The following is an 11,698-nucleotide window of genomic DNA, read 5'->3' on the forward strand; positions in this document are numbered from 1 at the left end:
GCGCGCGCCGCCGGGCGGATACCCTGGAGAGCCGACACACCGCCTCACCACCCGAGCCAAGGAATCGCGAACGCCGTGTTCGATACGCTCTCCGACCGCCTAGCAGCGACCTTCAAGACCCTCCGCGGGAAAGGCCGGCTGTCCGAGGCGGACATCGACGCCACCGCGCGGGAGATCCGCGTCGCCCTGCTGGAGGCGGATGTCGCGCTGCCCGTCGTACGGGCCTTCATCAAGCAGGTCAAGGAACGCGCGGCCGGTGCGGAGGTCTCCCAGGCGCTCAATCCCGCCCAGCAGGTCATCAAGATCGTCAACGAGGAGCTGGTCGGCATCCTCGGCGGCGAGACCCGCCGGCTGCGGTTCGCCAAGAACCCGCCGACCGTGATCATGCTCGCGGGCCTCCAGGGCGCGGGCAAGACGACCCTCGCGGGCAAGCTCGGCAAGTGGCTGGCCGGCCAGGGCCACACGCCCCTGCTCGTCGCCGCCGACCTCCAGCGCCCCAACGCCGTCAACCAGTTGCAGGTCGTCGGCGAGCGCGCATCCGTCGCCGTCTTCGCCCCCGAGCCGGGCAACGGCGTCGGCGACCCGGTCCGGGTCGCGAAGGACTCCATCGCCCACGCCCGCGACAAGCAGTACGACGTCGTGGTCGTCGACACCGCGGGCCGCCTCGGCGTCGACGCCGAGATGATGCAGCAGGCCGCCGACATCCGCGACGCGGTCGGCCCGGACGAGATCCTCTTCGTCGTCGACGCGATGATCGGCCAGGACGCCGTCAGCACCGCGGAGGCGTTCCGCGACGGCGTCGGCTTCGACGGCGTCGTGCTCTCCAAGCTCGACGGCGACGCCCGCGGCGGCGCCGCGCTGTCGATCGCGCAGGTCACCGGCAAGCAGATCATGTTCGCCTCCAACGGCGAGAAGCTGGACGACTTCGACGCGTTCCACCCGGACCGCATGGCGTCCCGCATCCTCGGCATGGGCGACATGCTGTCGCTGATCGAGAAGGCGGAGCAGACCTTCAGCCAGCAGGAGGCCGAGAAGCTGGCGGCCAAGCTGGCGAAGGGGCCCAAGGAGTTCACGCTCGACGACTTCCTGGCGCAGATGGAGCAGGTCCGCAAGATGGGCTCCATCTCCAAGCTGCTCGGCATGATGCCCGGCATGGGCCAGATGAAGGAGCAGATCAACAACCTCGACGAGCGGGACGTGGACCGTACCGCCGCGATCATCAAGTCGATGACGCCGGGGGAGCGGCACGACCCGTTGATCATCAACGGCTCGCGCCGGGCCCGTATCGCGCGCGGCTCGGGCGTCGAGGTCAGCGCGGTGAAGAACCTGGTGGAGCGGTTCTTCGAGGCGCGCAAGATGATGTCGCGGATGGCCCAGGGCGGCGGCATGCCGGGGATGCCGGGGATGCCGGGCGCGGCCGGCGGCAAGCGCAAGGGCAAGCAGCAGAAGAAGGCCAAGGGGCGCCAGCGCAGCGGCAATCCGATGAAGCGCAAGGCCGACGAGCAGGCCGCGGCCGATCGCCGGGCCGCCGCGGGCAGCCCGTTCGGCGGCGGCGCGGACCAGCCCCCGCAGGACTTCGAGCTGCCGGAGGAGTTCAAGAAGCTGCTGTGAGCGCAGCGGCCGGCGGGCCGCCGGCGTCCTCGTAAACGAGTACCGGCGGCCCGCGGCCGGCCTCTACGATCTCCGCCATGGCAAAGGCACCCGTACTCACACCCCAGGCGGACGACTTCCCGCGCTGGTACCAGGACCTCATCACCAAGGCCGGGCTGGCCGACAACGGTCCGGTGCGCGGCACGATGGTCATCCGACCGTACGGGTACGGGCTGTGGGAGCGTACGCAGCTTGAGATGGACGACCGGATCAAGGCGGCGGGCGCCGAGAACGCCTACTTCCCGCTCTTCATCCCGCAGTCCTACCTGGCCAGGGAGGCCGAGCACGTCGAGGGCTTCGCGCCCGAACTGGCCGTCGTCACCCACGCCGGCGGCAAGGAGCTGGAGGAGCCGGTCGTGGTCCGGCCCACCTCCGAGACGATCGTCAACGACTACTTCGCCAAGTGGGTGCAGAGCTACCGCGACCTGCCGCTGCTGATCAACCAGTGGGCCAACGTGGTGCGCTGGGAGCTGCGGCCGCGGATGTTCCTGCGGACCACGGAGTTCCTGTGGCAGGAGGGGCACACCGCCCACGCCACGTACGAGGAGGCGCGGGACTACGCGGCCCGTATCCAGCGCGACGTCTACGCCGACTTCATGGCGGGCGTGCTGGCGATCGACGTGCTCCCGGGCCGCAAGACCGCGGCCGAGCGGTTCGCCGGCGCGATCAACACCCTCACCCTCGAAGCGATGATGCGCGATGGCAAAGCGCTCCAGATGGGCACCAGCCACGAGCTGGGCCAGAACTTCGCGAAGGCGTTCGGCACCCGCTACCTCGCCGCGGACGGCACCCGCGAGCACGTGTGGCAGACCTCCTGGGGCTCCACGACCCGCATGGTCGGCGGCATGATCATGGTCCACGGCGACGACGACGGGCTGCGCGTCCCGCCGCGGCTCGCGCCCGTGCAGGCCGTGGTGCTGGCCGTGAAGGACGACGAGGCGGTGCTGGCCAAGGTGCGTGAGGCCGGCGACCGGCTGGCCGCCGCCGGCGTACGGGTCCGGGTCGACGACCGCGTCGACGTCCCCTTCGGGCGGCGGGCCGTGGACTGGGAGCTGAAGGGCGTGCCGGTACGGGTCGAGATCGGCCCGCGCGACCTGGCCGCCGGCACGGCGACGCTCGTGCGGCGGGTGCCCGGCACCAAGGAGCCGGTGGCCCTCGACGCCCTGCTCAACGAGGAGGCGGGGCTGCTGCCGCGGATTCTCGAAGACGATCAGGAACGGATGTTGCGCCAGTCACGTCGAATGCGTGAGGAACGGACGACGGACGTGCGTACGGTCGCGGACGCGGCCGAGGCGGCGGTGGCCGGCGGCTGGGCCCGTATCCCGTGGGCGGACCTCGGCCCCGAGGGCGAGGCGAAGCTGGCGGAGCAGGCCGTGTCGGTGCGCTGCCTGATCGCGGCGGACGGGTCGGTGCCGGGGTCGGACGACGAGCCCGGTACGCTCGCCGTCGTCGCCCGGGCGTACTGATCGCCGGGGCCCGGGGCCGCCGGCGGGCGTGGCCGGGACGCAGGGTGCGAAGGCCGCATGACGGCGCACAAGCGGTCACGTACGGCTTTGTTGTGACCTGATCATTTAAGCGGCAGACCTCCACAGATCAACACAGGCGCCCCCATCCCGACCGCATCATCGCGAACTGACGGGTAGATGCAAATTATTTGGGATGCCGGGAATCGGAACACCGGAGGCATCCCGCTCGTTAGTCCCGACGTGAGCACGACACCACTTGTACTTGCCGCGGAGCTGGCAGCCGCGTGGGCCGAGATTCAGCGGCACCACCCGGAGTTGCCGGACCTCGCCGCGCCGGAATCACTGATCGGGGAGTCCTCGTCCGCCTGCGGGGCGGAGCTGTCCTTCGAGCGACTCCTGCACGAAGCCGTACACGGCATTGCCGCGGCCCGAGGGGTCAGGGACACCTCCCGGGCCGGCCGTTACCACAACAGACGTTTCCTTGCGATCGCCGAGGAGCTGGGCCTCGACCACCCCGACGAGCCCCACCCCAGCAGCGGATTCTCCCTGGTCACCCTCACCCCGGCCGCCAAGAAGCGCTATCGCGCGGCCGGCGAGCGCCTGCGCAAGGCGCTGCGGGCTCATGACGCGGCCACCGCCGCCGACAGCCCGCGCAGCTTCCGCGGTCCCGCGGCCCGGCACGGGTCGTCGGGCGGCGGTGTGCGGGTGAAGGCCGTGTGCGACTGCGGACGGAACGTCCGCGTCGTGCCGTCGGTCCTGGCCCAGGCCCCGATCGTCTGCGGCGGCTGCGGCAAGCCGTTCCGCATCCCGGAGACCGCCGCCGCGGCCTGACGGCCCGGCGACGCCGATTCCTGACCCCCCGATCCCGTCCGGGCGCCGGCCGACCGCCGGACCGCCGGCCGGATCGCGGAGGCGGCCGCCTGAAGCGGAGTGGGCCGCCCCATACGGGTACGTCGCGCAGCCGCCCGACCGGTACGCCCTCGCGGGCACCGGCGGGCGGTACGAGGCGTGCGACGGTGCGGGCGGGGGCGTCGGGACGGTGTGGCACAATGGTGAGCTGAACTCGACAGCCGCACAGGACCCCTCTCGCCTCCGGCTGGCGCGTCCATCGGGCGCCAGGGCACTGCAACCCCACGCAGCACCTAGGTGGGCCCAACCACGTCAACTCCAGGAGACACCACTCCCGTGGCAGTCAAGATCAAGCTGAAGCGCCTGGGCAAGATCCGGTCGCCGCACTACCGCATCGTCGTCGCCGACTCGCGTACCCGCCGTGACGGCCGGGCCATCGAGGAGATCGGGCTGTACCACCCGGTCCAGAACCCCTCCCGCATCGAGGTCGACTCGGAGCGGGCGCAGTACTGGCTGGGTGTCGGCGCGCAGCCGACCGAGCCGGTGCTCGCCATCCTCAAGGTCACCGGCGACTGGCAGAAGTTCAAGGGCCTGCCGGCGCCCGAGCCGATGAAGGTCCCCGAGCCGAAGGCCGACAAGCGGGCCCTCTTCGAGGCCGCCGCCAAGGACGCCGCCGACGAGCCCAAGGGCGACGCGGTGACCCCGAAGGCGAAGAAGGCCGACAAGGGCGAGAAGGCCGAGAAGAGCGACAAGGCCGAGAAGTCTGACAAGGCTGACAAGGCTGACAAGGCTGAGAAGGCCGAGAAGTCCGACAAGGCCGAGAAGAAGGCCGACGCCGAGCCCGCCGAGGCCCCGGCCGAGGCCGCCGGGGCCTGACGATGCTCGAAGAAGCCCTTGAGCACCTGGTGAAGGGCATCGTCGACAACCCCGACGAGGTCGAGGTCAGCGAGCGCAACCTGCGCCGCGGTCGGGTGCTGGAGGTCCGGGTGCACCCCGAGGACCTCGGCAAGGTCATCGGCCGCAACGGCCGCACCGCCCGCTCCCTGCGCACCGTCGTCGGCGCGCTGGGCGGCCGCGGCATCCGCGTCGACCTCGTCGACGTGGACCAGGTCCGCTGAACCGCCGCGCGCGGACGGACGGAGCAGTCGTCACCGGCACGGGCCGGGGAGGCCGGCAGGCGCCCCGGCCCGTCGCCGTACGCGGCCGGCCGGCCGTCCCGCACGCCCGGTGAGCCCGCGGCGGGCGGGGGCCCGGGGCGTACCCGGGCGGCGGCCGACCGCGTACGAAGCGGCGGCCGACGACGTACGAAGAGGAAGGCACCCGTGCAACTGGTAGTCGCGCGGATCGGCCGCGCCCACGGGATCAAGGGCGAGGTCACCGTCGAGGTACGCACCGACGAGCCCGAGCGGCGCCTCGCCCCCGGTGCCGTCCTGACCACCGACCCGTCCTCCGCCGGGCCGCTGACCATCGCCACCGGCAGGGTGCACAGCGGACGGCTGCTGCTGCGCTTCGAGGGCGTCGCCGACCGCTCCGCCGCCGAGGCCCTGCGCAACACCCTCCTCGTCGCCGACGTGGACCCCGAGGCGACGCCGGAGGACCCCGAGGAGTTCTACGACCACCAGCTCGCCGACCTCGACGTCGTGCTGCGCGACGGCACCCCCGTGGGGCGGATCGCGGAGGTGGCGCACCTGCCGTACCAGGACCTGCTGGTCGTCGCCCGCCCGGACGGCGGCGAGGCGCTGATCCCGTTCGTCACCGAGATCGTGCCCGAGATCGACCTCGACGCGCAGCGCGTCGTGGTCGAGCCGCCGCCCGGTCTGCTGGACGAGCCCGGCGGCAACGAGCCCGGCGGCGGCGCGGACGGCGGGCCGGACGACGGGCCGGACGGCGCCCGCGGGGGAGAGGGCCCCGCGTGAGGATCGACGTCGTCTCGATCTTCCCCGCCTACCTGGAGCCGCTGCGGCTCTCGCTCCTCGGCAAGGCCATCGAGCGCGGTCGGCTCGACGTGCGCGTCCACGACCTGCGGGAGTGGGCGTTCGACCGGCACAACACCGTGGACGACACCCCCTACGGCGGTGGCCCCGGCATGGTCATGAAACCCGAGCCGTGGGGCGCGGCCCTGGACTCCGTCGCCGGCTCCGGGCCCGGCGACCCCGTGCTCGTCGTCCCCACCCCCAGCGGCCGGCCCTTCACCCAGGAGCTGGCCGTGGAGCTGGCCGCCGAACCCTGGCTGGTCTTCGCCCCGGCGCGCTACGAGGGCATCGACCGCCGCCTGATCGAGGAGTACGCCGGCCGCTACCGGCTGCACGAGGTGTCCATCGGCGACTACGTCCTCGCCGGCGGCGAGGCCCCCGTCCTCGTCATCGCCGAAGCCGTCGTACGCCTGCTGCCCGGCGTCCTCGGCAACGCCGCCTCCCACCAGGACGACTCCTTCGCCCCCGGCGCCATGGCCGACCTCCTCGAAGGCCCCGTCTACACCAAGCCCCCCGACTGGCGCGGCCGGACCGTCCCCGACGTCCTGCTCAGCGGCGACCACGGCCGCGTCGCCCGCTGGCGCCGCGACCAGGCGCTCCGCCGCACCGCCGAGGTCCGCCCCGACCTGATCGAACGGGCCGCCCCCGGGACGTACGACAAGCACGACAGGGCGCTCCTCGCCGAACTCGGCTGGGCCGAGGGGCCCGACGGACGATTTTGGCGTACGGGCGACGACGTGGAAGAATAGGCCGCTGCTGCCTGACGTCCGACGCGGCGCCCCTGCCACAGGGGGACACGACGCCCGTACGACGCTTCAGCATCCTCTGTCCCACTTCGGACTCTTGTCGATGACCTGTGGCATCGGCGAAGAAAGCAGACGGTCATGAACCTTCTCGAAAGCGTCGACGCGGCCTCCCTGCGCGACGACATCCCGCCCTTCAGGCCCGGCGACACGGTCAACGTGCACGTGCGCGTCATCGAGGGCAACCGCTCCCGTGTCCAGCAGTTCAAGGGTGTCGTCATCCGCCGGCAGGGCGCCGGGGTCCGCGAGTCCTTCACGGTCCGCAAGGTCAGCTTCGGCGTCGGCGTCGAGCGTACCTTCCCCGTGCACACCCCGGTCGTCGAGAAGATCGAGCTGGTGACCCGCGGCCAGGTCCGCCGCGCCAAGCTGTACTACCTGCGCGACCTCCGCGGCAAGGCCGCGAAGATCAAGGAGAAGCGCGAGAGCTGACGCACCAGGTCCACGCGGGCGAACCGCCATATTAGGCTTCCCTGCGATGGACACTGAGCTGCGGCCCGAGGAGCGCGACGACTCCTCCTCCCCGGAGTCCGGGCAGGAGGGGACATCGCGCTCCTCTTTTGTGCGCCAGCTCCGCTGGGCCGCCGTGGTCGCGGCCGGCTGCACGGTGCTCGGGCTGCTCGTGAGCGCCTTCGTCGTGCAGCCCTTCCTGGTGCCGAGCAGTTCCATGGAGCCGGTTCTCCAGCCCGGTGACCGGGTATTGGTCAACAAGCTCGCTTACGCGTTCGGGGACGAACCCGAGCGCGGGGACGTTGTCGTCTTCGACGGCTCCGGGACCTTCACCGCCGCGGGCGGCGGGGGACCGGTGCCGGGTCTGCTGCGCAAGGCCGGGGCGGCCACCGGTCTCGCGGAGCCCGAGGGCACCGACTACGTCAAGCGCGTGATCGGCGTCGGTGAGGACCGGGTGACCTGCTGCGATGCACGGGGGAGGGTGACGGTGAACGGAAAGCCGCTCGACGAGCGGGAGTACCTGTACCCCGGCGACGCCCCGTCGCTGGTCGAGTTCGACGTCATCGTGCCGCCGGGCCGGCTGTGGGTCATGGGCGACCACCGCAGCGACTCCCGCGACTCCCGCGACCACCTCGGGTCGCCGGGCGGCGGCACGATCTCGGTGGACAAGGTGATCGGCAGGGCGGACTGGCGGGGGTGGCCGCCGGACCGCATCGGCTCGCTGGGGCGGCCGGAATATGGGGGGTAGCCACGCGCGTCACGGGGACGGCGGTCACGAGGACCGGCGTGGCGCGGGCGGCGGGCACGGGCCCCGTGATCCGTACGGCGGCGGTGGTGCGGGCGGCGCCGGCGGCGGTGGCGGGTACGGGGGCGGGGATCCGTACGCACGGCGTGGCGGGTACGGCGGCGAGGACCCGTACGGGCGCGGCGGGGACCCGTACGGACGGCGCCGCGGGTACGGGGACGAGGACCCGCACGGGCGCGGCGAGGATCCGTACAGGCGCGGCGGGGACCCCTACGGGCGGGGCGGCGACGGTTCGTACGAACCCGACGGCGGGGGCGGCGAGGACGACCCCCACGAACCCGCAGACGGGCGCAGGCGGGACGGTGAGCCGGCGCCGCGGACCGGCGGGCGGGCGGAGCGCCGCAAGGCGGCCAAGCGGGCGCGGCGGCGCAGAACCCGCTCGCGGATAAGGGAGATCCCGCTCATCATCGGCGCGGCCATGCTGATAGCGCTGGGCGTCAAGACCTTCCTGCTCCAGGCGTTCGTCATCCCCTCCGGATCGATGGAGCAGACGATCCGCATCGGCGACCGGGTCGTCGTGGACAAGCTCACGCCCTGGTTCGGCGCGAAGCCGGAGCGCGGCGACATCGTCGTCTTCAAGGACCCGGGCGGCTGGCTCAGCAACCGCGAGGAGGACCGGCTCGACGACCCGGTGGGCGTCGCGCAGGCCAAGAGCGTGCTGACGTTCATCGGGCTGCTGCCCTCGGAGCACGAACAGGACCTCATCAAGCGGGCGGTGGCGGTCGGCGGGGACCGGGTGGTCTGCTGCGACGACTCCGGGCGGGTCACGGTCAACGGCACCGCGCTGGTGGAGCCGTACCTGCACCCCGGCGACAAGCCCTCGCAGCGGACCTTCGACGTCACCGTGCCGGACGGCCGGATCTTCGTCCTGGGCGACCACCGCTCCAACTCCGCCGACTCGCGGTACCACCTGGACGGTCCGTACCACGGCACGATCGCGGAAGAGGACGTCGTCGGCCGGGCCATGGCCATCGCGTGGCCGCTCGGCCACTGGGACAAATTCGACTCACCGGACACCTATGCCTCGGTTCCGGAGTCGGACGCGCGGGCGAATAAGGTGTCTTCCAAAGAAGTGGGCCGAATGGAGCCCCTCCCGACTCCTGCGGAACTCTCGCTCGTTATGGGAGTGGTGGGCCTGCACCTGACCCGGGGCAGGCGGCGGCAAGGTGAGGAGTGGATGTGGGGGACGTGGCAGTCAGCGCCCGGTCCGGTCACGAAGGTCCCGAGGACCGGCCCGGTCAGGGGCGGGCGCAGCAGCCGGCCGACGGCCCTCCTGGCAGCCCTCCGGAGCAGGCGGCCGACGGTCCCGCGGACACCACCCGGGACGACACCCACCGACCCTCCCTCGCCAAGCCCGACGTCCCGGCGGACGCGGCGACCGGCGCTCCCGGCGGCCCTGCGGCGACGGAAGCGGGAGCGATGAGCGACGGCGGCGGGGGCGGCACGGACGGGGCCGACGGCAGCGGGAGTGAGGACGGCCCCGGCACGGCCGGCGCCGGCGAGAAGAAGCAGCGCTCCTTCTGGAAAGAGCTGCCGATCCTCATCCTGGTCGCGCTGGTGCTCGCGCTGATCATCAAGACCTTCCTGGTCCAGGCGTTCTCCATCCCCTCCAACTCCATGCAGGACACCCTTCAGGTCGGCGACCGCGTGCTGGTGGACAAGCTCACGCCGTGGTTCGGCGCCGAGCCGGAGCGCGGCGAGGTCGTCGTCTTCCACGACCCGGGCGGCTGGCTGAACGAGGCGCCGCCGTCGGACTCCGGGCCCGTACTCGAAGGCATCCAGAAGGGCCTGAGCTTCATCGGCCTGATGCCCTCGGCGGAGGAGCAGGACCTCATCAAGCGCGTCATCGCGGTCGGCGGGGACACCGTGGAGTGCAAGGGCGTCGGCCCGGTGAAGGTCAACGGCAAGGCGCTGGACGAGACTTCGTACATCTTCCCCGGCGACACCCCCTGCGAGGACAACGACTTCGGGCCGGTGAAGGTGCCGGAGGGCAAGCTGTGGGTGATGGGCGACCACCGGCAGGACTCGCTCGACTCCCGCTACCACGAGAAGTCGCCGGACAAGGGCTTCGTGGACGAGGACCTGGTCGTCGGGCGGGCCATCGCGCGGGCCTGGCCGATCGACCGCTGGGGCACGCTGCCGGTGCCGGACACCTTCGACCAGAGCGGGCTGAACGCCGCCGCGGGCGCGGCGCCGGCCGCGCTGGGGCTGCTGGGGGCGGCGCCGCTGGTGCTGTGGCGGCGGCGCCGGCTGATCCGCCGGGCGGACCTGAACGACTGAGGCGGGGGCCGGCCGCGCGGTCGGTCGTCGCCGGGCGGCTGTGCGCCTGTGTGGCTGTGTGGCTGTGCTGTTCGGGCGGCCGGGCGTCGGGTGCGCGGGGCGTGGGGGCCGTCCGGGTGACGTGATCGTCGGCGGCCGGCGGCCTCCGGGACGTACGCGAACTTTCTGACCTGCTGCTTCACGGGCCACAGCGCTGTCCGCCGCCGGAGCGGGAGTCGCTGGGCAAGGTGGTTCACCGAGCGGGCTGACTGCCCGCCGTACCTCTGGGTAGTGTGCGGCCATGAGCAGCGGAGCCGGTCGCAGGGGGAACGTGCTGTCGGGCCTGGCCGTGGCGGTCGGGTGCGTGCTGTTCCTCGGCGGCTTCGCCTGGGGGGCGGTGGCGTACGAGCCGTACACCGTGCCGACGCCCTCCATGGCGCCCACCGTCGCCTCCGGCGACCGGGTGCTCGCCGAGCGGATCTCGGGCGACGAGGTGCGCCGCGGTGACGTCGTGGTCTTCGAGGACGCGGCGTGGGGCGACCTGCCCATGGTCAAGCGGGTCGTCGCGGTCGGCGGGGACACGGTCGGCTGCTGCGACGGGCAGGGGCGGCTGACGGTCGACGGCACATCGGTGGCGGAGCCGTACGTCACGGACAGTGAGCGGGCTGTGCAGGAAGACTTCCCCGCCACCACCGTGCCGGAGGGAAAGATCTTCCTGCTCGGCGACCACCGCGGCGACTCCGTCGACTCCCGCAACCACCTGGCCGAATCCGGCGGCGGCGCCATACCCCGCGACGCCGTCACGGGCCGGGTCGACGCGACGGCGTGGCCGCTGGGCAGCGCGGGCATGCTGGAGCGCCCGGACGGCTTCGCGGCGCTGCCCGGGGGGATCTCCGAGCCCGGGCCGCTGCGGACGCTGCTGCTCGCGGTCGTCGCCGGGGCGGCGCTGATCCTGGGCGGGGCCGCCTACGGGCCGGTTTCCGGCTATGCCCGGGCCCGTCGCGCCCGGGCGACGCACAATGGGGTCACGCACAGGCGGAAGGGGAACGTGCCATGAGCGCCGAGGACCTCGAGAAGTACGAGACCGAGATGGAGCTGAAGCTCTACCGGGAGTACCGCGACGTCGTCGGTCTGTTCAAATACGTGATCGAGACCGAGCGGCGTTTCTACCTCACCAACGACTACGAGATGCAGGTCCACTCGGTCCAGGGCGAGGTGTTCTTCGAGGTGTCCATGGCGGACGCCTGGGTCTGGGACATGTACCGGCCGGCCCGCTTCGTGAAGCAGGTGCGGGTGCTCACGTTCAAGGACGTGAACATCGAGGAGCTGAGCAAGTCCGACCTGGAACTGCCCTCCGACGACCTGGGCTGAGTCCCCCTCCCGACCCTCACCCTCATGGGTGAGGGAGTTGTCCACAACCCGTCGGTTATCCACCAAGATCCACAC

Annotated in this window: 11 protein-coding genes and 2 pseudogenes; all 13 read left to right on the forward strand. The window is 72.2% G+C overall.

Features of this window, described 5'->3' with window-relative positions:
• The first annotated feature begins 75 nt into the window (after positions 1-75).
• The 13 genes and pseudogenes from ffh to QBL21_RS08850 all read left to right on the forward strand — a co-directional run bounded on the left by ffh (position 76) and on the right by QBL21_RS08850 (position 11,623).
• On the forward strand, positions 76-1,611 hold the full coding sequence (gene ffh / locus QBL21_RS08790; RefSeq protein ID WP_407561452.1) for a signal recognition particle protein: 1,536 nt from the start codon (positions 76-78) through the stop codon (positions 1,609-1,611).
• 77 nt (positions 1,612-1,688) lie between these two features.
• Entirely contained in the window at positions 1,689-3,116 is a 1,428-nt protein-coding gene (gene proS, locus QBL21_RS08795; RefSeq protein ID WP_407561453.1) for a proline--tRNA ligase, read from the forward strand.
• Between the two features lie 240 nt (positions 3,117-3,356).
• Positions 3,357-3,947, forward strand: coding sequence for a hypothetical protein (locus tag QBL21_RS08800; RefSeq protein WP_407561454.1), 591 nt, complete (start codon positions 3,357-3,359; stop codon positions 3,945-3,947).
• A gap of 354 nt (positions 3,948-4,301) precedes the next feature.
• A pseudogene (gene rpsP, locus QBL21_RS08805) lies at positions 4,302-4,757 on the forward strand (30S ribosomal protein S16); the annotation flags it as partial.
• Between the two features lie 86 nt (positions 4,758-4,843).
• The gene (locus QBL21_RS08810; RefSeq protein WP_407561455.1) at positions 4,844-5,083 is read left to right on the forward strand and encodes an RNA-binding protein; all 240 of its coding nucleotides are present in this window, start codon (positions 4,844-4,846) and stop codon (positions 5,081-5,083) included.
• A gap of 204 nt (positions 5,084-5,287) precedes the next feature.
• Positions 5,288-5,881, forward strand: coding sequence for a ribosome maturation factor RimM (rimM, locus tag QBL21_RS08815; RefSeq protein WP_407561457.1), 594 nt, complete (start codon positions 5,288-5,290; stop codon positions 5,879-5,881).
• Positions 5,878-6,687 (forward strand): tRNA (guanosine(37)-N1)-methyltransferase TrmD, encoded by an 810-nt coding sequence (gene trmD / locus QBL21_RS08820; RefSeq protein ID WP_407561459.1) that lies wholly within the window; start codon positions 5,878-5,880, stop codon positions 6,685-6,687. Before rimM ends, trmD begins: the two co-directional genes overlap by 4 nt.
• Positions 6,688-6,822: 135 nt before the next feature.
• Positions 6,823-7,170 carry a 50S ribosomal protein L19 gene (gene rplS / locus QBL21_RS08825; protein ID WP_047018333.1) on the forward strand — a complete coding sequence of 116 codons (348 nt, stop codon included), beginning with the start codon at positions 6,823-6,825 and terminating at the stop codon, positions 7,168-7,170.
• Positions 7,171-7,216: 46 nt separating this feature from the next.
• Entirely contained in the window at positions 7,217-7,936 is a 720-nt protein-coding gene (gene lepB / locus QBL21_RS08830; protein ID WP_407561460.1) for a signal peptidase I, read from the forward strand.
• Positions 7,937-8,270: 334 nt separating this feature from the next.
• Positions 8,271-9,261, forward strand: a pseudogene (gene lepB / locus QBL21_RS08835) (signal peptidase I); the annotation flags it as partial.
• A complete protein-coding gene (gene lepB / locus QBL21_RS08840; RefSeq protein WP_407561461.1) occupies positions 9,182-10,273 on the forward strand; it encodes a signal peptidase I in 1,092 nt (363 codons plus the stop codon). The pseudogene lepB (QBL21_RS08835) and the gene lepB (QBL21_RS08840), both read left to right, overlap by 80 nt.
• A gap of 280 nt (positions 10,274-10,553) precedes the next feature.
• Positions 10,554-11,309 carry a signal peptidase I gene (lepB, locus tag QBL21_RS08845; protein ID WP_407561462.1) on the forward strand — a complete coding sequence of 252 codons (756 nt, stop codon included), beginning with the start codon at positions 10,554-10,556 and terminating at the stop codon, positions 11,307-11,309.
• Positions 11,306-11,623, forward strand: coding sequence for a DUF2469 domain-containing protein (locus QBL21_RS08850; protein ID WP_018839619.1), 318 nt, complete (start codon positions 11,306-11,308; stop codon positions 11,621-11,623). Before lepB (QBL21_RS08845) ends, QBL21_RS08850 begins: the two co-directional genes overlap by 4 nt.
• The last annotated feature ends 75 nt before the right edge of the window (positions 11,624-11,698 follow it).

Source organism: Streptomyces sp. 184 (assembly GCF_045781775.1).
Taxonomy (GTDB): domain Bacteria; phylum Actinomycetota; class Actinomycetes; order Streptomycetales; family Streptomycetaceae; genus Streptomyces.